Raw genomic sequence first — 21,778 nt, forward strand, 5'->3', positions numbered from 1 at the left:
CATTATAAGCACGCTAAGCAATTGCCTATAAGGCGATATTCGGCGAAAAACGGGCAACTTGACTGAAACGGTGCAGCGTGCTGATCTTGAACATTCGTACCAAATGACAATCTGGAGATGTCGCGATGCCCTATGTACCCGTTACAGAGCTTTCGCAGTACGTTGGCAAGGAGCTGGGCCGTTCCCAATGGCTGAAGATCGACCAAGAACGCATCAATCTGTTCGCCGAAGCCACCGGCGATTTCCAGTTCATCCATGTCGATCCGGTGAAAGCGGCCAAGACCCCGTTCGGCAGCACCATCGCCCATGGCTTCCTTACCCTGTCGCTGATCCCCAAGCTGATGGAAGACATTCTCGTGCTGCCCGAAGGGCTGAAGATGGTGGTCAACTACGGCTTGGACAGTGTGCGTTTCATCCAGCCGGTGAAGGTCGACAGCCAGGTACGACTCAAAGTCGACCTGACCGACGCCACCGAAAAGAAGCCCGGGCAATGGCTGCTCAAGGCCACGGTCACCCTTGAAATCGAAGGCGAAGAGAAGCCGGCCTACATCGCCGAACCACTGTCACTCTGCTTCGTCTGATCACCACACCGCGCCTGGTGCAGACGCACGGGGCGCGCAGCGCCCCAATTCACGGCCTGGCGTATTCTGCGGCATACTCGGCGCATCGTTTTCCCCGGAAGCCGCCATGCGCCCCCTGCTCCCTCTCACCCTGATCCTGCTGCTCGCCGCTTGTGGCGAAGGCGAATCCCTGTCTCCGCCGGACGCGCGCCTGCCCGATGGCGGTCGCTACCGTGGCCAGGTGGTGAACGGCCTGCTGCAGGGCGAGGGGCGTATCGACTACCCCAACGGCAGCTGGTACGCCGGCAACTTCAAGGATGGCCAGTGGCACGGCCAAGGTGAATGGCATGGCAGCAACGGCGAGGTCTACCGTGGACAGTTCAGTGAAGGCCTGTTCCAGGGCCTGGGCGACCTGACCACGCCCGGCAGCCACTACGCCGGCACCTTCAAGCATGGCCGCCGGGATGGCGAAGGCACCCTCAAGCAACACGACCAGACCTACCGCGGCCAGTTCAAGGACGACCAGTACGAAGGCGCGGGGCAGTTGGAGCTGGCTGACGGCAGCCGCTACCAGGGCCTGTTCGCCAAGGGCAAGCCGAACGGTGCCGGGGTACGCAGCGATGCCAGCGGCAACCAGTTCAGCGGCCACTTCATCGAGGGCCAACTACAGGGTGCCGGCACCTACGACAGCGCCGACGGCGAACAGTACATCGGCGAGTTCAAGGATAATCGCCTCGAGGGCCGTGGCCGCTACGAGAGCGCCGAAGGCGACGTCTGGATCGGCGACTTCAAGGACGGATCGCTGGCCGGCCAGGGCGAACTGCTGGGCAGCGATGGCAGCCGCTACAAGGGTGGCTTCCGTGACTGGCGCTTCGCTGGCACCGGCACCTTGCAACTGGCCGACGGTAGCCAGTATGTCGGCGGTTTCGCCGACGATGCCTACCACGGGCGTGGCAAGCTGACCCACCCGGATGGTCGCAGCGAAGCCGGCACCTGGGTCAACGGCGTGCGCGTGCGCGACGCCCAGGGCAAGCTTTTGCCCGACCCGCTCGACCTTGCCCTGCTCAACCAGGGCAAGCTGCTGGCCGACGCCCTGGCCAAGGTGCCGGCGTCGATCCCGCCGGTGCAGCTGTACAGCCTGGTGGTGGCCGGCGACGGCCAGCAGAGCGTGTTCCTGCGCGAAGCCGACTATGTCAGCAACATGCTCAAGGTGCGTTTCGGCGCCCATGGCCAGGTCACCCTGGTCAACCACCGCGACCACCTGGCCGATCGGCCCATGGCCACCCGCGAGAACCTCACCCGCGCCGCCCGCACCCTGGCCGAGCGCAGCGGCCCCGAGGACCTGGTGTTCATCTACCTGACCAGCCATGGCAGCCACGATCACCAACTGGTGCTCGACCAGCCACGCCTGCAACTGGCCGATTTGTCCGCCGACGAGCTGGCCAGCGCCCTTGCCCCGCTGAAGGACCGCGACAAGGTGATCGTCATCTCCGCCTGCTATTCCGGTGGCTACATCGCCCCGCTCAAGGACGACCGCACCCTGGTCATGACCGCCGCCCGGCCTGACCGGGTGTCATTCGGCTGTTCGGAAGAGGCCGACTTCACCTACTTCGGCGACGCCCTGTTCGCCCAGGCGTTGAACCAGACCGACGATCTGAAACAGGCGTTTGAACTGGCACGGCAAAGCGTTGCCGAACGAGAACGAAGGGAAGGTTTCGAAGCCTCTGAGCCGCAGCTCTGGGCGCCGCCGGCGGTGATCAGCCACTGGCAGCGTCTGCGCCGCCAACAAGCCGAGCACGCCCTGCGCAATGAAGCCCAGCCAGCTTCGGGGGATCAGGCAAAAAACCCTGGTGCCCACTAAGCTGTGTAGTAACGAGGGAGAGACACCATGTACCTGACGCCTCAGCATGTCCTGCTTGCCGGTGCCACGGGTCTGACAGGTGAACACCTGCTCGACCGCCTGCTCAACGAGCCCACCATCAGCCGCGTGCTGGCGCCCACGCGCCGCCCGCTGGCCGAGCATCCGCACCTGGAAAACCCGGTGGGTGACCCGGCCATGTTTCTCCCGCAACTGGCCGGACGTGTCGACATCGCCTTCTGCTGCCTGGGCACCACCCTCAAGCAGGCCGGTTCCGAGACGGCCTTCCGCGCTGTGGACCTGGACATGGTCGTGGCCTTCAGCAAACGCGCCCGGGAGTTGGGCGCCCGCCATCTGCTGGTGATCAGCGCCCTGGGCGCCGATCCGAAGTCGTCGATCTTCTACAACCGGGTCAAGGGCGAGATGGAGGAAGCCCTAAAGCAGCAGGATTGGCCGCAATTGACCATCGTGCGGCCTTCACTGTTGCTGGGCGAGCGGATCGAGCCACGGCTGGGTGAGCGCATGGCCGCACCGTTCGCCCGCCTGATACCGGGCAAGTACCGCGGCATCGAGGCTTGCACCCTGGCCCGGGCGCTGTGGCGCCTGGCGCTGGAGGAGGAGGACGGGATTCGCGTGGTCGAGTCGGACGAGTTGAGAAAACTCGGCAAAAAATAGGTCGGCAATGCCGGCCTTATCGCGGGGTAAGCCCGCTCCCACGCCCTTGAGCGATAGCCCGTAGCGTGGGAGCGGGCTTGCCCCGCGATGCTTTTACAACCCACCGGTAGCGTTGAACCCCACCCCCGCCGCTGTCAGCAACGACAACGGCAGCAGCAGCGTATCGAGCAACGCGCTCCCAGGCAGGTCCAGCCCCGGATAGGCCGGCGCCTCGGCCCCGAACCGGTCCTCTGGGCAGCACCCGCCATTGATCACGTACAGGTCAAGCCGTGTCCCGGCATACACCACCGGCGCCCCGGACTTGTTGGCATCCAGGGTGCGCACCGTGGCGCAGCCACCGAGCTGGGCCAGCATCAGCAGCCCCAGCACCAGCCGCCTCAATCATCGACCCCATGATGATGCTCGCCCCAGCGCGGCAGCATGTCCTGCGGGATATTCAGCAGGTTCAGGATGCGTGCCACGACGAAGTCGACCAGGTCGTCGATGGTCTGCGGCTGGTGGTAGAAGCCCGGCGCCGCCGGCAGGATCACCGCACCCATCTGCGACAGCTTGAGCATGTTCTCCAGGTGGATGGTCGAGAATGGTGCCTCGCGCGGAACCAGGATCAACTGACGACGTTCCTTGAGAGTCACGTCGGCCGCCCGCTCGATCAGGTTGTTGCAGGCACCGGTGGCAATCGCCGACAGGGTGCCGGTGGAACACGGCACCACCACCATCGCCGCCGGCGCGCCGGAGCCCGAAGCCACCGGCGACATCCAGTCCTCCTTGCCATACACGCGGATCTGCCCGTCGGCCGCGCCGGTGTACTCGGTCAGGAACGCCTGCATGGCCTGGGGCTTGGCTGGCAACACCACGTCGGTCTCTGTAGCCATCACCAGTTGCGCGGCCTTGGAGATGAGGAAATGCACCTCGCGGTCCTCGCGCACCAGGCAATCGAGCAGGCGCAGGCCATACTGCGCCCCGGAGGCGCCGGTCATGGCCAGGGTGATGCGTTCCGGTCCGCTCACTTCAGCGCCTCGGCCAGCTTGCCGTGCAGGCCGCCGAAGCCGCCGTTGCTCATGATCACCACATGGGTGCCCGGGCGGGCCTGGCCCTTGATGCGCTCGATGATCGCCTCAAGGCTGTCGGCCACCACGCTCGGCACCTTGCACTGCGCGGCGGTGCCGCCCAGGTCCCAGCCCAGGTTGGGCGGTGCGTACCAGATCACCTGGTCGGCGTCGTTGACGCTTTCCGGCAGGCCGTCGCGGTGCGCGCCCAGCTTCATGGAGTTGGAGCGCGGCTCGATCACCGCAATCACCGGAGCCTCGCCTACGCGCTTGCGCAGGCCATCGAGGGTAGTGGCGATGGCGGTCGGGTGGTGGGCGAAGTCGTCATAGATGGTCACGCCCTGAACCTCGGCAACCAGTTCCATGCGGCGCTTGACGCTCTTGAACGCGCTCAGGCCTTCGATACCCATGGCCGGCGCGACACCGACATGACGGGCGGCTGCCAGGGTGGCCAGGGCGTTGGCGACGTTGTGCTGGCCGGTCAGCGCCCAATCGACCACGCCTTGCGCCTGGCCTTCGAACAGCACTTCGAAGCGCGATCCGTCGGCGCTGAGCAGGCGCGCCTGCCACTGGCCACCCTCGCCCGTGGTCTGCACCGGAGTCCAGCAGCCCATGCCGATGACGCGCTCCAGCGCCTGCTCGGTGGTCGGGTGAATGACCAGGCCCTCACTGGGAATGGTGCGAACCAAGTGGTGAAACTGCCGCTCGATGGACGCCAGGTCGGGGAAGATGTCCGCGTGATCGAACTCGAGATTGTTGAGGATCGCGGTACGCGGATGGTAGTGCACGAACTTGGAGCGCTTGTCGAAGAAAGCGCTGTCGTATTCGTCGGCCTCGACCACGAAGAACGGCGTATCGCCCAGGCGCGCCGACACCGAGAAGTTCTGCGGCACGCCGCCGATCAGGAAGCCCGGGCTCATGCCGGCGTGTTCCAGCACCCAGGCCAGCATGCTGCTGGTGGTGGTCTTGCCATGGGTGCCGGCCACGGCCAGTACCCAGCGGCCCTGCAGCACATGGTCGGCCAGCCACTGCGGGCCCGATACGTACGGCAGGCCCTTGTTCAGCACGTACTCCACCGCCGGGTTGCCCCGCGACATGGCGTTGCCAACCACCACCAGGTCGGGTGCTGGCTCCAGCTGGGCCGGGTCGTAGCCTTGGGTCAGCTCGATGCCCTGGGCTTCGAGCTGGGTGCTCATCGGCGGATACACGTTGGCGTCGGAGCCGGTGACGCGGTGGCCAAGGTCCTTGGCCAGCACCGCCAGCGAACCCATGAAAGTGCCGCAAATACCGAGAATATGAATGTGCATGATCGACCTCGCAAAACGTCGAGGCAGGGTAGCCCAGGGCGAGGGAAATCGCACCCGCTGTTTCGCTCAGCAGGCCTTGGCTATGCCATGTTTGCGCAGTTTTCGATACAAGGTATTGCGGCTGATGCCCAGGTGCTCGGCGACGCGGGTCATGTGCCAGTGGTTTGCCTCCAGGGCGCTGAGCAAGGCCTGGCGCTCGGCATCTCCAAGACACACACGACCATCGTGGGAGCGTCGGTGCGCCGATGCGACTTGCTCGACGATGGCGTTGGCAGGACCCGCTCCCACGTTGCGCACCATTTGCGGGAGGTCCGGATACTCGATTCGCCCCTCCTCGCACAACGCCACCAGCGTGCGCAGCACATTGCGCAACTGCCGCACGTTCCCTGGCCAGGCAAAATCCAGCAGCGCCTGCCGTGCCTTCGGTTCGATTTCGATGACCTGCCCCTCGGCCTCCTGTGCCAGCAGGAAATCCAGCAGCTGTGCCTTGTCGCTGCGTTCGCGCAACGCCGGCAAGGCCACCTCCAGGCCGTTGAGCCGGTAGTAAAGGTCTTCGCGGAACCCGCCTTGCGCCACCCGGTCCAGCAGGTCACGGTGGGTGGCGCTGATGATCCGCACATCCACCGCCTGCGGCTCACCACCGATCGGCACTACCTGGCGCTCTTCCAGTACCCGCAGCAAGCGAGTCTGCAGCGCCAACGGCATGTCGCCGATCTCGTCCAGCAGCAAGGTGCCGCCATCGGCCTGCAGCAGCTTGCCGCGCATGCCTTCCTTGCGCGCACCAGTGAAACTGCCGCCGCGATAGCCGAACAGCTCGCTCTCGATCAGGCTCTCCGGAATCGATGCGCAGTTGATCGCCACGAACGGCTTGTCATGGCGTGCGCTGGCCTGGTGCACCGCCTGGGCAAAAGCTTCCTTGCCGCAACCGGTCTCGCCGCGCAACAGCAGCGGCACGTCACGTTCGAACACCCGCACGGCGCGGCGAAAGTCCTCGCGCAAGGCCGGATCGAGCAGGCAGATGCCCGGCACAGCGGTCTGGGGCAAGGCCACCGGCACCGACCACACCGGTGCCCGCGCCTGGCCGCGCAGGCTGGCGAATACCTGGCGACCGTCGCGGGTATACAGCGGCCACGCGCTGCTGCCCTGGGGCGTGGCGCGGCTGAACAATTCGTCGTGGCTGCAGGCGAAGAACCTGTCCAATGGCTTGCCCAGCACCCCACCACGGATAGTACCCAGCAGGTTCAACGCGCTCTGATTGGCGGCGCAGATCCGCCCGTCGCCATCGAAGGCCAGCAGGCCCTCGCTGAACAGGCCGACCGACTCGGCCTGCAGGTGGAAACGCAGCAGCCATTGCTGCTCGAAGTGGCGCAGGAAGTAGCAGCTCTCGATCATCTTCGCCGACAGGTTGACCAGCGCCATGGTGTGGAACTGGCTCTGGCGCGAGACATCGGGCCGCGCCGACGACACATCGAGTACCGCCAGCAACTCGCCGTGTGGGTCGAATACCGGGCTGGCCGAGCAGGTCAGCCCGGTATGGCGGCCACGGAAGTGCTCGTCCTGGTGAATGGTCAGGGCCTGGCGCTCGACCAGGCAGGTACCGATACCGTTGGTGCCCTCGCGGGCCTCGCTCCAGTCGGCGCCGAGCCACAGCCCGGCACGCTCGAAGATGCGCCGCTCGCTGGGCGCGGTGACGCAGTTGAGGATCACCCCGCGAGCATCGGTCAGCAACACCGCGTGCCCGGCACCGGACAACTGCTGGTGCAGGCTGTTCATCTCGTTGTCGGCGATCTGCAGCACCTGGCGCAGGCGCTCGCGGCTCTCCAGCAGGCGGCCGTGTTCGAGCACCACCGGTGCCTGGACCCGCGCGGGGTCGAGGTGGTAGTCCTCCAGGCAACGCAGCCAGGAGCGGGCGATGGACGGGTCGCTGCCCGGCCCGCTGGTCTGGCCTTGGGCGACCGTGAGCACTTGCTGGGCATGGCGGCTGAACGGATTGCTCTGCATTTCTTGTTGTTCTCCGCAGATAGAGCGTGCCGTCAGCATCCTCCAGGCGTGGACGCTTTGCAACGTTGCACCGACCCTGCGGTCACGACCTGTGTCGCAAAGGGTACAAAGTGTCACCCTGGCCGTGCCGAGGCTGGCACAGGTCATTTCGATAGCAGCGCCGCCCTTGACCCAAGTCATTGATACACAAGGGCCTCCAGGCGCTGGCCCGACCTTTGCTCTACGCTTGGTAACTCCGCAACAATCACAACGACCAGGAGACACATCATGCGTTATGCACATCCCGGCACCGAAGGCGCGAAGGTCAACTTCAAGAGCCGCTACGGCAACTACATCGGTGGTGAGTTCGTGGCGCCGGTGAAGGGGCAGTATTTCGAGAACACCTCCCCGGTCAACGGCAAGCTGATCGCCGAGTTCCCCCGTTCCACCGCCGAAGACATTGAAAAGGCCCTCGACGCGGCCCACGCTGCCGCCGATGCCTGGGGCCGCACTTCGGTGCAGGACCGTTCCAACGTCCTGCTGCGCATCGCCGACCGCATCGAACAGAACCTCGAGCTGCTGGCCATCACCGAAACCTGGGACAACGGCAAGCCGATCCGCGAGACCCTAAACGCCGACATACCGCTGGCGGTCGATCACTTCCGCTATTTCGCCGGCTGCATTCGCGCCCAGGAAGGCGGCGCCGCCGAGATCAACGAAACCACCGTGGCCTACCACATCCACGAGCCGCTGGGGGTGGTCGGGCAGATCATCCCGTGGAACTTCCCGCTGCTGATGGCCGCCTGGAAGCTCGCCCCGGCCCTCGCTGCCGGCAACTGCGTGGTGCTCAAGCCCGCCGAGCAGACCCCGCTGGGCATCAGCGTGCTGATGGAACTGATCGGCGACCTGCTGCCCAAGGGCGTGCTCAACGTGGTGCAAGGCTACGGCCGTGAAGCGGGCGAAGCCCTGGCCACCAGCAAGCGCATCGCCAAGATCGCCTTCACCGGCTCCACTCCGGTCGGCGCGCACATCATGAAATGCGCCGCCGAGAACATCATCCCCTCCACCGTCGAACTGGGCGGCAAGTCGCCGAACGTGTACTTCGAGGACATCATGCAGGCCGAGCCGAGCTTCATCGACAAGGCGGCCGAAGGCATGGTGCTGGCGTTCTTCAACCAGGGCGAGGTGTGCACCTGCCCTTCGCGTGCCCTGGTGCAGGAGTCAATCTACCCGCAGTTCATGGAAGTGGTGATGAAGAAGGTGCTGCAGATCAAGCGCGGCGACCCACTGGACACCGACACCATGGTCGGCGCCCAGGCCTCGCAGCAACAGTTCGAGAAGATCCAGTCCTACCTCAAGATCGCCCAGGAAGAGGGCGCCGAGCTGCTGACCGGCGGCAAGGTGGAGCAACTCGAAGGCGCGCTGGCCAGCGGTTACTACATCCAGCCGACCCTGCTCAAAGGCAACAACAAAATGCGCGTGTTCCAGGAGGAGATCTTCGGCCCAGTGGTCAGCGTCACCACCTTCAAGGACGAGGCCGAGGCCCTGGCGATTGCCAACGACACCGAGTTCGGCCTGGGCGCCGGCGTGTGGACCCGCGACATCAACCGCGCCTATCGCATGGGTCGCGGCATCAAGGCCGGCCGCGTATGGACCAACTGCTACCACCTGTACCCGGCGCATGCCGCGTTCGGTGGCTACAAGAAGTCCGGCGTCGGCCGTGAAACCCACAAGATGATGCTCGACCACTACCAGCAGACCAAGAACCTGCTGGTGAGCTACGACATCAACCCGCTGGGCTTCTTCTAAGTTCGGCTCATCGCGGGGCGACCCGACTTGCCCCGCGATGAGGCCTATCAGACCAGCGCGGCTCGCGTGCACGAGCCGCTCTGGCCCGCTTCCTGCAAAACGAATCACCAGTAGCCGGCAGTCCCTCCGGCAACCTAAGAAAAACAACAGGTGAACCCTATGCCAAGCGATCATTCCGGCAGCGCGCCGGCGAGTTCCTCCGTCGACTTCGAAAAGGTCGGCTCGGACTATTTCCAGCAACGTGAACTGAAGAAAGGCGCCGCCGGCTGGGTCCTGCTGGTGGGCCTGGGCGTGGCCTATGTGATCTCCGGCGACTACGCCGGCTGGAACTTCGGCCTGGCACAAGGCGGCTGGGGCGGCATGTTCCTCGCCACCCTGCTGATGGCCACCATGTACCTGTGCATGTGCTTTTCCCTGGCGGAACTGTCGTCGATGATCCCCACCGCCGGCGGCGGCTACGGCTTCGCCCGCAGCGCCTTCGGCCCCTGGGGCGGCTTCCTCACCGGCACGGCGATCCTCATCGAGTACGCCATCGCGCCCGCAGCCATCGCCGTGTTCATCGGTGCCTACTGCCAGTCGCTGTTCGGCATCGGCGGTTGGATGATCTACCTGGCCTTCTACATCGTGTTCATCGGCATCCACATCTTCGGCGTCGGCGAGGCACTGAAGCTGATGTTCATCATCACCGCGGTCGCCGCCATCGCCCTGGCCGTATTCCTGATCGGCATGGTGCCGCATTTCGATGCAGCGAACCTGTTCGACATCGCCAAGACCGACGCCGTCGGTGCCAGCAGCTTCCTGCCGTTCGGCTATGTCGGGGTCTGGGCGGCGATCCCCTATGCGATCTGGTTCTTCCTCGCGGTCGAAGGCGTGCCACTGGCCGCCGAGGAGACCAAGAACCCGAAACGTGACCTGCCCCGTGGCCTGATCGGCGCGATGCTGGTGCTGCTGGCCTTCGCCTTGCTGATCCTGGTGGTCGGCCCCGGTGGCGCCGGTTCCGAAGCCCTCAAGGCCTCGGGCAACCCGCTGGTCGAGGCGCTGTCGAAGGCCTACGGCGGTTCGACCTGGATGGGCGGCTTCGTCAACCTGGTGGGCCTGGCCGGCCTGATCGCCAGTTTCTTCTCGATCATCTATGCCTATTCGCGGCAGATCTTCGCCCTTTCCCGCGCGGGCTACCTGCCACGCAAGCTGTCCGAAACCAACAAGAGCAAGGCCCCAGTGCTGGCCCTGGTGATCCCCGGGATCATCGGCTTCGCCCTGTCGCTGACCGGCCAGGGCGACCTGCTGATCCTGGTGGCGGTGTTCGGCGCCACGCTGTCCTACGTGCTGATGATGGCCGCGCACATCACCCTGCGTATCCGTCGCCCTAAAATGGAGCGTCCGTACCGCACCCCCGGCGGCATCTTCACTTCGAGCGTGGCCCTGGTGCTGGCCTGCATCGCCGTGGTCGCCGGCTTCCTGGTCGACCCCCGGGTGGTGATTGGCGCCGCGGTGATCTATGCAGTATTAATTGCCTACTTTGCGTTCTACAGCCGCCACCACCTGGTGGCCGGTACACCGGAAGAGGAATTCGCCGCGATCCAGAAGGCCGAAGAGGCCCTGCACTGATTGCCGACTTGCGCCGCAGGCCAGCCCTGCGGCGCCCTGGAGATTCTGTATGGCAAGTTTCACGCATACCGTGGGCCACCAGGTCTACCGCTTCGACAGCCTCAAGGAGGTGATGGCCAAGGCCAGCCCGGCACGCTCGGGCGACTACCTGGCCGGCGTCGCCGCCAGCAACGACGGCGAGCGGGTGGCCGCGCAGATGGCCTTGGCCAACATCCCGCTCAAGCACTTTCTCAGCGAAGCGCTGATCCCCTACGAACAGGACGAAGTCACCCGCCTGATCATCGACACCCACGATGCCGCGGCCTTCGCCGCAGTCAGCCACCTGACCGTCGGCGGCTTGCGCGACTGGCTGCTCAGCGACCAGGCCGACGAACACAGCCTCAGGGCCCTGGCCCCCGGTTTGACGCCGGAAATGGCCGCCGCGGTTTCGAAGATCATGCGCGTGCAGGACCTGGTGCTGGTGGCGCAGAAGATCCGCGTGGTCACCGCCTTGCGCGGCACCATGGGGCTGCGCGGGCGGCTGTCGACCCGCCTGCAGCCCAACCACCCCACCGACGAGCCGGCCGGTATCGCCGCGAGCATTCTCGACGGCCTGCTGTACGGCAACGGCGATGCGATGATCGGCATCAACCCGGCCACCGACAGCATCGCCTCGATCTGCGCGCTGCTGGAAATGCTCGACGCCATCATCCAACGTTACGACATCCCCACCCAGTCCTGCGTGCTGACCCACGTCACCACCTCGATCGAGGCGATCAACCGCGGCGTGCCGCTGGACCTGGTGTTCCAGTCCATCGCCGGCACCGAGGCGGCCAACGCCGGCTTCGGCATCAATCTCAACGTGCTGCAGGAAGGCTACGAGGCCGGCCTGTCACTCAAGCGCGGCACGGTCGGGCAGAACCTGATGTACTTCGAGACCGGCCAGGGCAGCGCCCTGTCGGCCAACGCCCACCACGGCGTCGACCAGCAGACCTGCGAAACTCGCGCCTATGCGGTGGCCCGGCACTTCAAGCCGTTCCTGGTCAACACCGTGGTCGGCTTCATCGGCCCGGAGTACCTGTACAACGGCAAGCAGATCATCCGCGCCGGCCTCGAGGACCACTTCTGCGGCAAGCTGCTGGGCGTGCCGATGGGCTGCGACATCTGCTACACCAACCACGCCGAAGCCGACCAGGACGACATGGACACCCTGCTCACCCTGCTGGGCGTGGCCGGGATCAACTTCATCATGGGCATCCCCGGCTCCGACGACATCATGCTCAACTACCAGACCACCTCGTTCCACGACGCGCTCTATGCCCGCCAGACCCTGGGCCTGAAGCCCGGGCCGGAATTCGAGGCGTGGCTGGAGCGTACCGGCATCTTCACCCAGGCCGATGGCCGCATCCGCTTCGGCGACAACCTGCCGCCGGCCTTCCGCCAGGCCCTGGCACAGCTGGCCTAGAGGTAAGCATGGAACGACACGCACCCACCCCCGACAACCCCTGGCTGGCCCTGCGCAACCTCACCCCCGCGCGTATCGCCCTGGGCCGCACCGGCATCAGCCTGCCGACCGGCGCCCAACTGGACTTCCAGTTCGCCCATGCCCAGGCCCGCGACGCCGTGCACCTGCCCTTCGACCACGTCGGCCTGCGCCAGCAGCTCAGCGAGCGCGGGCGCGACAGCCTGCTGCTGCACAGCGCCGCCAGCGACCGCCATCAGTACCTGCAACGCCCGGACCTGGGCCGCCGCCTGCACGACGACTCGGCCCAGTGCCTGCGCGAGCACGCCCAGGCCAACCCCGGCGGCGTCGACCTGGCCATCGTTGTTGCCGACGGCCTGTCGGCGCTAGCCGTGCACCGCCACACCCTGCCCTTCCTGAGCCGCTTCGAGGAACAGGCCGCCGCCGATGGCTGGAGCAGCGCCCCAGTGATCCTGGTGGAGCAGGGCCGGGTCGCAGTGGCCGACGAAGTGGGCGAGCTGCTCGGCGCGCGCATGACGGTGATGCTGATCGGCGAACGCCCAGGCCTGAGTTCACCCGACAGCCTGGGCCTGTACTTCACCTACGCGCCGAAGGTCGGCCTGACCGACGCCTACCGCAACTGCATTTCCAATGTGCGCCTCGAAGGCCTGAGCTACGGCATGGCCGCTCATCGCCTGCTGTACCTGATGCGCGAGGCCTGCAGGCGCCAGCTGTCGGGGGTGAATCTGAAGGACGAAGCCGAGGTCCATAGTATCGACAGCGAAGATTCTGCCGGGAAAAGCGGAAACTTCCTGCTCGGTGAAGGGTAAAAAACATGTCACCGAAGGCGGATTGCGCTTCTAGCCTGCTTTAGGCAGCATGCCAGTGGACGCTGCTGGCAATCCGCCGTATTCCCAATGGACTCAGAGGCCCGCCCATGCGCATTATCCAGGCAACCTTGGAACACCTCGACCTGCTCACCCCGCTGTTCGTGAAATACCGCGAGTTCTATGGGCAACTGCCTTACCCGGACAGTTCGCGGGCCTTCCTTGAGAAGCGCCTCAAGCGCAAGGAGTCGATCATCTACCTGGCCCTGCCGGATGATGGCGAGGACCGCCTGATGGGCTTCTGCCAGCTCTACCCGAGCTTCTCGTCGCTGTCGCTCAAGCGCGTGTGGATCCTCAACGATATCTACGTCGCCGAAGACTCGCGGCGCATGCTGGTGGCAGACAACCTGATGCGCGAGGCCAAGAAGATGGCCAAGAAATCCAACGCCGTGCGCATGCGCGTGTCCACCAGCAGCGACAACGAAGTGGCTCAGAAGACCTACGAATCCATGGGCTTTCGCAAAGACACCGAGTTCGAGAACTACATCCTGCCGATCAGCCAGGATTGAGCAAGCCACGTACCGGGGAGCGGGCTTGTAGCGCGGTTGCCGCGATGGCCCCAGCGCGGGGCAAGCCCGCTCCCATGAACACGAACGCGATCCCACAGTCGTAACCCCTCGCTACAAACTCTCCGGGCACGATCTGGACTTCGCCGTATAATCCCCCTCCTGTCATGTGAGAAAAGTTACCGGCACAACCGGTAAACCCTCCCCAACCATGGCGCTGTCCGTCATCGCGTGCCCGTGGAAGCGGGTCAAGAACACAGGTGCTGTACATGGATTTCAACCCGCTGGACCTCATCCTGCATCTCGATGCCTACCTCGATCTGCTGGTCAACAACTACGGTCCCTGGATCTACGCCATCCTTTTCGCCGTGATCTTCTGCGAGACCGGCCTGGTGGTCATGCCGTTCCTGCCGGGTGACTCGCTGCTGTTCATCGCCGGCGCCGTGGCCGCCGGTGGCGGGATGGACCCGGCGCTGCTGGCCGGCCTGCTGATGGCCGCGGCGATTCTCGGCGACAGCACCAACTACGTTATCGGGCGCACGGCGGGCGAACGCCTGTTCCGCAACCCCAACTCGAAAATCTTCCGCAAGGACTACCTGCAGCGCACCCACGACTTCTACGAGCGCCATGGCGGCAAGACCGTCACCCTGGCGCGCTTCCTGCCGATCCTGCGTACCTTCGCGCCGTTCGTCGCCGGTATCGCCCACATGCACTATCCGCGCTTCCTGGCCTTCAGCGTCGCTGGCTCGCTGCTGTGGGTGGGCGGACTGGTGACGCTGGGCTACTTCTTCGGCAACGTGCCGTTCATCAAGCAGCACCTGTCGCTGATGGTGGTGGCGATCATCCTGCTGTCGCTGGTGCCGATGATCCTCGGCCTGCTGCGCGGCCGCTTCGGTCGCACGGCCAAGGCCCACTGACCTGCGCATGTGGTCGTTCAGCGCCTGGCGGCGCCGGCGCACCCTGGCCCGCTATCCGGTCGATCCACAGCTGTGGCAGGTGATCCGCGAACGCCTGCCGCTGCTCGACGGCATCAGCGACGAAGAAGACCGCTGGTTGCGTGACGCCTGCGTGCTGTTCCTGCGCGACAAGCACCTGACCACCCTGCCCGGGGTCGAGCTGGACGACGAGCAGCGCCTGTTCCTCGCCGCCCAGGCCCAGTTACCGCTGCTGCACCTGGGCGAACTGAACTGGTACCAGGGCTTCCACGAGATCATCCTCTACCCGGACGACTTCAAGAGCCCCCAGCGCCACCGCGACAGCAGCGGGGTCGAGCATGTCTGGGACGCCGAGCACAGCGGCGAAGCCTGGCAGCAGGGGCCGGTGATCCTCGCCTGGCCCGGCGTCCTGAGCAGCGGCGGCTGGGAGGCCTACAACCTGGTCATCCACGAACTGGCGCACAAGCTGGACATGCTCAATGGCGATGCCAACGGCCTGCCACCCTTGCACAACGGCATGCGCGTGGAGGACTGGGCCCAAGCCATGCAGCAGGCCTACGACGAGCTGAACCGCCAGCTCGACGCCAACCCCGACGCCGAGACGGCCATCGACCCCTATGCCGCGGAAAACCCGGCTGAGTTCTTCGCCGTCACCAGCGAATACTTCTTCAGCGCGCCCGACCTGCTGCACGAGGCCTACCCGAAGGTCTACCAGCAGCTGTCGCTGTTCTACCGCCAGGATCCGCTGAGTCGCCTGGCACGTCTGCAGGCCGAGCACCCGGACTATCGCGCCAGCCACGGCTGAACGCCGCGCATCAGGCCGGGCGTGGCACCCACTGTGGGAATGTGCCTATAATCGCCGCCACTTTTTTGATCAAACACGGGGGCATTGCCCAATGAGCTACAGCAAGATTCCAGCCGGCAAAGACCTGCCGAACGACATCTACGTCGCCATCGAGATCCCGGCCAACCACGCGCCGATCAAGTACGAGATCGACAAGGACAGCGACACCCTGTTCGTCGACCGCTTCATGGCCACCCCGATGTTCTACCCGGCCAACTACGGCTTCATCCCCAACACCCTGGCCGACGACGGTGATCCGCTGGACGTGCTGGTCGTGACCCCGTACCCGGTCGCCCCAGGCTCGGTGATCCGCGCCCGTCCGGTTGGCGTGCTGAACATGACCGACGACGGCGGCGGCGACGCCAAGGTCATCGCCGTTCCTCACGACAAGCTGTCGCAGTTGTATGTCGACGTGAAGGAATACACCGACCTGCCTGCCCTGCTGATCCAGCAGATCGAGCACTTCTTCGCGAACTACAAGGATCTCGAGAAGGGCAAGTGGGTCAAGATCGAAGGCTGGGACGGCGCCGACGCCGCCCGCGCCGCGATCACCAAGTCGGTCGCAGCCTACAAGGGCTGAACCTGACACGAAGAAAACCCTGCTCCGGCAGGGTTTTTTTATGGGCACCGTCAGCCACCCGGCAGCGGGCCTGAGGCAACGTGTTGGCCCTGCAATTGGACACCATATCGAATCTTCCTACCCGATCCTCAGTCCCCGCCTACAAACCGCCACATTTCCTACAAATACCCTCGACATCGGGTTGATTTCCACACCGTTCTACCGGAGATAGACTCGCCGTCATGAAAACATCCGGTGACCGTCTCAAAGCCCTCCTGCTGGAGTGCAACCTGACCCCTTCCGACTTTGCCGCGCAGCGCAAGGTCACGCCGCAGCACGTCAACAACTGGTTCAAACGCGGCGTGCCCCAGGCCAGGCTCGACGAGCTCGCCGACCTGTTCTGCGTGCGCAGGCGCTGGCTGCGCAGTGGCGAGGGCCCGAAGCATCCGACACCGCTCGCACCCGCCCGCTGCGTGCCCCAGGGCATTGCACTGCCACCGCCGCTGCTGGGCCTGGACACAGGCATGGCGCACCTGCCCCTGCATCACCTGCAGCAGGGCAGCCTGCAGGCGCTGCCGGGGCATTACCAGCCGGTTCCCCGCCGAGCCCTGGACGCCTTGCAGGTGTCGACGGAAAAAGCCATCTGCCTCGGTATGTCCGGCAACAACATGCTGCCCCTGCTGCCGGAGGGCACCCTGCTAGCCGTCGACCGCAGCTTCACCCGGGTGGTCGAAGGCGAATGCTACGCACTGCTGCACAATGGCCGCCTGCGGGTGCACCATCTCACCCTGGGCCAGAACGGCACGCTGTGCCTGCACAGCCATGACCGCCTCAACCACCCCTGCGAACGCTACACGGCCTATCAACGCCGCGTGCAGAAGGTGGAAATCCTCGGCTGGGTGTTCTGGTGGTCGTGCCTGCGCCCTGCGCGCCCAGGCTGAAACACCTCGCACCACTTTTTGCTGGGCAGGGGCCACACACACGGGTATGCTACGCGGCACATCATGCCCCCTGATGGTGCAAGCCGCATTCCAGAGGGCCTGGCGACGCCTCACACAGCCGTCCGCCATCTTTTTCAGGCCATGTTGCCAACCGTTTAAGGCGGTTGCGGCTTATCAAAAATGAGCCAAGACCGTCCCCGAGAAGCCGGCCACAAGCCGGCTTTTTAATGCCTGTCGACAAGCAAGGCACCCCTCAGAATCGCGCCACCATCCCCACCCGCCAGGTCCGTCCAGGTGCCGGCATGAAGCTCTGCGCCAGCGGATCCAGGTAGTAGCGGTCCGTCAGGTTCTGCACCGACACGTTCAGCTCGGTGTGCTCCAGCACCTTGTACTTGAGGAACAGGTCGAACAGCGCCACCGAGCGGTAGTCGATCTGCGGCGTGGTCGCGCCGGTCTGCCAGGGCTTGTCCATCTGCGCGGTGGGCCCCGAGGTATAGGTCATGCGCCCGCCCACGGTCAGCGCCTCGTCGAAGAAGCGCAAGCCGGTCAGCAGGTTGGCCGAGAAGCGTGGCGGGTTCTGCGTGTTGGTGTAAGAGCCCATGTAGCTGCCTGGCGTGCAGTCCGGGGTGTCGTGTGTGCGCTGGTACTGATTGGCGCTGGCGCGCAGCTTGCCGGCAAAGGCTGCGTCGCAGGTCTCGGTCATCAGGTAGTAGGTGGCCGACAGGTCGGCAAACACCCGCCCGGCATCGTAGTGCGACTGCAACTCCAGGCCGCGGGTGTGGAAACTGTCGGTATTGCTGAAGGTCATCTGCCCCCACAGCCCCGGGCTTGGGTCGTAGTAGCGGGTGATGTAGTGCTTGATGTCGTTGTCGAAATACGCCAGCTTGGCCGATGCCTCATCTCCGGCGGTCAGCAGGCTGCTGCGCAAGGCACTGACCCCCACCTCCCAGCTGCGCGAGCGCTCAGGCTTGAGGTGCTTGCCCGGGGTGACCTGCTGGGTGCCCTGGCTGGTCTCGAACAGCGAAGGCAGGCGCAGGCCTTGGGTATAGGAGGCATACACGAAGGTGTCGGGGAGGAACTCGACGTTGATGCCGAAAGCTGGCGAGAAGCCTCCGCCGCTGCTCTTGCCCTGCGGGGTGTAGTTGTAGCCGGTGGTCACATTGCTGACGCTTTCCGGGTGGACGACCACATTGGTCGCGCCGGACTCGTTGAACGGCACGCCATTGAACGGCTCGTTGCTGTTCTCGAAGACGATGCCATTGTTCAGGCGCGGGTCGGTGGCATCGGTGTACTGGCCGTTCTGGTCAGGGAACCACATCATGCTGCCCCAGTGCCCCGGGCTGCTGGCGGTAATCCAGCGCATTTCGCGCTCCTCGCGCCGTGCCTCGGCGAGCACGGTGTTGTCCTTGGTGCGGTAGTGGGCATAGCGGCCGCCACCCCACAGCGTCACCGCCTCGATGGGCTTGTACTCCAGGTTGCCGTTGAAGCTGAACTCCTGGCGCGACGCATCGCGCAACATGCGGTTGGCGTTGATGTCGTGCTGGGTGGCCACGACGTTCTTCTGCGGCTGCAGGTCTTCGAGCTGGAACGCACCGCCCAGGTCGAGCTTGAAATCGCCATGGTCGGTGCTGAACCGCGACACGTTGCTCAGGCCGCCACCGATGCGACGGTTGTCCTGGCGCGACCAGGCGCGGTCGGTGCGGAACAGCTGCGACTTGGGCGCCATCCAGGCCGCGCTCAAGGTGCTGGTCTTCGAGTCGGTCATCCACAGGTTGCTGGTGAGGTCCACCCACGGATTGCCCTCGGGCAGGTAGTGATAACGGGCGGTGTAGGTGTCGATCTCGATTTCGCTGGTGGGGTACTGGTAGATGCCGGCGGTGCCATAACGGAAGATGTCCGACGGCATGATCTCGCCCATGTGCCCGTCGAAGCGCCGGTAGCCGAGGTCCAGGGTGTGGTCGTCGGCCAGCCGCCAGGTGGTCTTGAGCAGGTAGGAGTCGGTCTCGGCCGACGAGTTGAGCACTTCCTCGCCGGCATTGTAGGTGTTGGCGACACTGGCCTGCTCCTCGCCCCAGCGATCATAGAGGCGGTAGCGGTCCTGGCCCTTCTTGCCGGAGAAGTAGTTGCCCTGGTTGCGGTGCGCATAGGCCGCCACCAGGTCGAAGCGCTCGTGGGAATAGGCGAAGGCGGCGCTGCCGGATTCGGCCTTGGAGCCGAATAGGCTACCGCGCTCATCACGCGGCGCCGCACTCAGGTCCTCGTCCAGGGAGTTGCGGTTGCGGTGTTCAGGCTCCACGCCGTTGTTCCACAGGTTGCCGGTCAGGCGAACGCCGACATCCTTGCCATCGACCAGGATGTCATCGACGCCGATGGTCTTCATCTCCACCGAACCGCCAATCGCCCCCGAGCGGGTGCTGGGGCCCTTGTTCACGGTGACGCTGCTGATCAGGTCGGGGTCGATGTAGCTGCGCTGCTGGGTGCCGCCGTAGCCCCGGTAGACATCCACCGCCTGCTCCGAGCCATCGACCCTGACCGCGACCCGGCTCTGCCCCTGGATGCCGCGAATATTGACGTCCAGCGCGCCGCCGTTGCGGCTGTCGCCTACCTGCACGCCGGCCACGCCCTTGAGCATGTCGCCCACCGACACGGTGCTGAAGCGGTCGAGGTCTTCACGCGACAGGTGCACCGTCGAGCGCGGCGCGCGGTAGGTATCACGCTGCGGGTCGACCATTTCACTGGAGGCGACCACGGTAGGTGTCAGCTCGGTTGCCGTCGCCGATGCCTGGGCCTGAGGGATGAGGATGTACGCCCCCCGTGAGTTGGGCAGCAGCTGCAGGCCGGTATTGGCCAGCAGGCGCCGGGCGCCCTCCTGCACGGTGTAGCGCCCCTTGAGCGCTGGCGCGGCGCGGCCGCGGGTCAGGTCGGGGTCGTAAGACAGCAACAGCCCCGATTGCTTGGCGAACACGCCCAGCGAGGTGCCCAGCGGCCCCTGGGCGATATCGTAGTCGCGGCGCGTGGCGTCGTCGGGCCGGCTGTTCTCGGTTGCCGCCGGGGCGGCCTGGGCCAGGCTTGCGCCAGAGCCCAGCAAACAGCCGAGCACCGCGCACCGTACGGCGAAGCTGATCGGGGACAAGCGTTGCAATGGGCGCGAAACAGGGGGAAGCCGATAGCTGGCGGGCATGCTTTTCTCGCTCGTGAGGTCAGTGCCCGGCACTCGATGCGGGCTTGCACCCCTTCTGTCGCACGACAGCGAAAAAGGTATATGCGTGCGATTCGCATTTTCACTTGATCTTGTGATTTAGCCAAATCTAGTGATAATTGTTTGCATTTACACCCTTGGCCCCGCTGCCCATGACCCTCTTCAAGAACCCGCCACGGCACATCGAGCACTGCGCCGTGACCACGCTGTATGTCGAACACCACGCCTGGTTGCGCGGCTGGCTGGCGTATCGCTTGCGCTCCTGGGGGCGTGGCGTGGCCGATGACCTGGCCCAGGACATTTTCGTGCGCGTGCTGGCCAGCCGCGACACCACACAGCCTGATACCCTGCGCCAGCCACGTGCCTACCTGGCCCGTATCGCCAATTGCGTGCTGGTCAGCTGGCGTCGGCGGCATTCCCTTGAGCAGGCCTGGCTCGAGGCCCTGGCGTTGGTGCCCGAAGTCGAACATCCGTCGCCCGAGCAGCAGAGCGTGATTCTCGAGACCCTGCACGAGATCGATGCCGTGCTCGACAGCCTGCGGCCACGGGTCAGGCAAGCCTTCCTGATGGCAACGCTGGACGGCATGAAGCAGAAAGACATCGCCCAGACACTGAACATCGCCTTGCCGACAGTGAAGAAGTACATCCACGAAGGCTACGTCGCCTGCCTGAGCCAGATGCCCGATGAGTGAACAGCCCCCCATCGCCCAGGCCATTCTCGCCCAGGCCGCCGCCTGGCTGCTGTTGATGCAGGAAGGACCACTGACGCCGACGCAACGGCTCGAACTGGAGCACTGGCGATACCGCGATGCCGAGCACGAACGCGCCTGGAACCGGGCGCAGCGCCTGCTCTCCCGCCTCGGCACCTTGCCTCCCACCCTGGCCCGACAGACGCTGGTGCGCCCGGACAGCAGCCGGCGCACCGTACTGCGCACTCTGCTGGTGTTGCTGGGCGCGGCCCCCCTGGGTTGGTGGGCATGGCGGCGCAGCGAGGGAGGCATCGACTACCTCACCGCCCGGGGCGAGCGCCGGGATGTGCTGCTGGCCGACGGCACCCAGGTTTCTCTCAACAGCGACAGCGAGCTGAGTGTGCGCTTCACGGCCGAGCAGCGCCTGCTGCACCTGCGCCGGGGCGAGATATACATCGCCACCGCGGCGGACCCGTCGCGGCCTTTGCGGGTGCGCACCGGGCAAGGCGTCATGCAGGCGTTGGGCACCCGCTTCAGTGTGCGCCAGTTCCCCCAGGAGACCCTGCTCGCGGTCTACGAAGGCGCCGTACAGGTCCAGCCCGAAGCCGCCGGCGGTGTCATCGTCCAGGCAGGCTCGCAGCTGCGCTTCAGCCGTGATCGATTCGATCCACTGGAGGATGCACGCGACGCTCAGCTGGCCTGGCGCAATGGCCTGCTGGTAATCGACGAGATGCCATTGCTGCAATGGACCCAGGAGCTGATGCGCTACAGCGACCAGCGCCTGGTCTGCGACCCGGCGTTGGCCGAGTTGCGGGTATCGGGCAGTTTCCCGATCGATGACCTGCCCCTGGCCCTGGCCATGTTGGCGCAGAGCCATAAGCTGCGTATCCGCAGCGAGGCCGGGGGGACATTCATCAGCCGCTGACATTACACA

Annotated in this window: 19 protein-coding genes; 14 read left to right on the forward strand and 5 right to left on the reverse strand. The window is 65.3% G+C overall.

Annotated features, from left to right (window positions below; genetic code table 11):
- Positions 1–125: 125 nt before the first annotated feature.
- The 3 genes from AC3WL2_RS11795 to AC3WL2_RS11805 all read left to right on the forward strand — a co-directional run bounded on the left by AC3WL2_RS11795 (position 126) and on the right by AC3WL2_RS11805 (position 3,093).
- Positions 126–581: a MaoC family dehydratase gene (locus tag AC3WL2_RS11795; protein ID WP_023631661.1), complete on the forward strand. Its 456-nt coding sequence runs from the start codon at positions 126–128 to the stop codon at positions 579–581.
- A gap of 106 nt (positions 582–687) precedes the next feature.
- On the forward strand, positions 688–2,421 hold the full coding sequence (locus AC3WL2_RS11800) for a C13 family peptidase (protein WP_102683792.1): 1,734 nt from the start codon (positions 688–690) through the stop codon (positions 2,419–2,421).
- 27 nt (positions 2,422–2,448) lie between these two features.
- Positions 2,449–3,093, forward strand: coding sequence for an oxidoreductase (locus AC3WL2_RS11805; protein WP_102683793.1), 645 nt, complete (start codon positions 2,449–2,451; stop codon positions 3,091–3,093).
- Between the two features lie 93 nt (positions 3,094–3,186).
- Here the strand turns inward: AC3WL2_RS11805 and AC3WL2_RS11810 are convergent, their stop codons facing one another.
- The 4 genes from AC3WL2_RS11810 to AC3WL2_RS11825 all read right to left on the reverse strand — a co-directional run bounded on the left by AC3WL2_RS11810 (position 3,187) and on the right by AC3WL2_RS11825 (position 7,447).
- The gene (locus tag AC3WL2_RS11810) at positions 3,187–3,447 is read right to left on the reverse strand and encodes a YceK/YidQ family lipoprotein (RefSeq protein WP_371918108.1); all 261 of its coding nucleotides are present in this window, start codon (positions 3,445–3,447) and stop codon (positions 3,187–3,189) included.
- 23 nt (positions 3,448–3,470) lie between these two features.
- Positions 3,471–4,100 (reverse strand): flavin prenyltransferase UbiX, encoded by a 630-nt coding sequence (gene ubiX, locus AC3WL2_RS11815; RefSeq protein ID WP_011532009.1) that lies wholly within the window; start codon positions 4,098–4,100, stop codon positions 3,471–3,473.
- A complete protein-coding gene (gene mpl / locus AC3WL2_RS11820) occupies positions 4,097–5,446 on the reverse strand; it encodes a UDP-N-acetylmuramate:L-alanyl-gamma-D-glutamyl-meso-diaminopimelate ligase (protein WP_102683795.1) in 1,350 nt (449 codons plus the stop codon). Before mpl ends, ubiX begins: the two co-directional genes overlap by 4 nt.
- A gap of 66 nt (positions 5,447–5,512) precedes the next feature.
- Entirely contained in the window at positions 5,513–7,447 is a 1,935-nt protein-coding gene (locus tag AC3WL2_RS11825) for a sigma-54-dependent Fis family transcriptional regulator (RefSeq protein ID WP_102683796.1), read from the reverse strand.
- Positions 7,448–7,714: 267 nt separating this feature from the next.
- Between AC3WL2_RS11825 and exaC the strand changes: the two genes are divergently transcribed.
- The 9 genes from exaC (at position 7,715) to AC3WL2_RS11870 (ending at position 16,956) form a co-directional block, all read left to right on the forward strand.
- The gene (gene exaC / locus AC3WL2_RS11830; protein WP_102683797.1) at positions 7,715–9,235 is read left to right on the forward strand and encodes an acetaldehyde dehydrogenase ExaC; all 1,521 of its coding nucleotides are present in this window, start codon (positions 7,715–7,717) and stop codon (positions 9,233–9,235) included.
- A 159-nt stretch (positions 9,236–9,394) separates the two neighbouring features.
- Entirely contained in the window at positions 9,395–10,843 is a 1,449-nt protein-coding gene (gene eat, locus AC3WL2_RS11835) for an ethanolamine permease (RefSeq protein ID WP_084941828.1), read from the forward strand.
- Positions 10,844–10,892: 49 nt separating this feature from the next.
- A complete protein-coding gene (locus AC3WL2_RS11840; protein WP_102683798.1) occupies positions 10,893–12,287 on the forward strand; it encodes an ethanolamine ammonia-lyase subunit EutB in 1,395 nt (464 codons plus the stop codon).
- A gap of 8 nt (positions 12,288–12,295) precedes the next feature.
- Entirely contained in the window at positions 12,296–13,114 is an 819-nt protein-coding gene (gene eutC / locus AC3WL2_RS11845; RefSeq protein WP_102683799.1) for an ethanolamine ammonia-lyase subunit EutC, read from the forward strand.
- Between the two features lie 107 nt (positions 13,115–13,221).
- Entirely contained in the window at positions 13,222–13,680 is a 459-nt protein-coding gene (locus AC3WL2_RS11850; protein WP_102683800.1) for a GNAT family N-acetyltransferase, read from the forward strand.
- A gap of 266 nt (positions 13,681–13,946) precedes the next feature.
- Entirely contained in the window at positions 13,947–14,594 is a 648-nt protein-coding gene (locus AC3WL2_RS11855; protein WP_102683801.1) for a DedA family protein, read from the forward strand.
- A gap of 7 nt (positions 14,595–14,601) precedes the next feature.
- Entirely contained in the window at positions 14,602–15,417 is an 816-nt protein-coding gene (locus AC3WL2_RS11860; protein ID WP_102683802.1) for a M90 family metallopeptidase, read from the forward strand.
- Positions 15,418–15,508: 91 nt separating this feature from the next.
- Positions 15,509–16,036, forward strand: coding sequence for an inorganic diphosphatase (ppa, locus tag AC3WL2_RS11865; protein ID WP_016484715.1), 528 nt, complete (start codon positions 15,509–15,511; stop codon positions 16,034–16,036).
- Positions 16,037–16,257: 221 nt separating this feature from the next.
- Positions 16,258–16,956 (forward strand): LexA family transcriptional regulator, encoded by a 699-nt coding sequence (locus AC3WL2_RS11870; protein ID WP_102683803.1) that lies wholly within the window; start codon positions 16,258–16,260, stop codon positions 16,954–16,956.
- 253 nt (positions 16,957–17,209) lie between these two features.
- Here the strand turns inward: AC3WL2_RS11870 and AC3WL2_RS11875 are convergent, their stop codons facing one another.
- Positions 17,210–20,137 (reverse strand): TonB-dependent receptor, encoded by a 2,928-nt coding sequence (locus AC3WL2_RS11875; protein WP_102683804.1) that lies wholly within the window; start codon positions 20,135–20,137, stop codon positions 17,210–17,212.
- Positions 20,138–20,307: 170 nt separating this feature from the next.
- Here AC3WL2_RS11875 and AC3WL2_RS11880 point away from each other — a divergent pair, with 170 nt between their 5' ends.
- Positions 20,308–20,847 carry a sigma-70 family RNA polymerase sigma factor gene (locus tag AC3WL2_RS11880; protein ID WP_102683805.1) on the forward strand — a complete coding sequence of 180 codons (540 nt, stop codon included), beginning with the start codon at positions 20,308–20,310 and terminating at the stop codon, positions 20,845–20,847.
- The gene (locus AC3WL2_RS11885) at positions 20,840–21,769 is read left to right on the forward strand and encodes a FecR family protein (protein ID WP_102683806.1); all 930 of its coding nucleotides are present in this window, start codon (positions 20,840–20,842) and stop codon (positions 21,767–21,769) included. The genes AC3WL2_RS11880 and AC3WL2_RS11885 overlap by 8 nt, the downstream gene beginning before the upstream one ends.
- Positions 21,770–21,778: the final 9 nt, after the last annotated feature.

This window comes from Pseudomonas sp. FW305-96 (assembly GCF_058783825.1).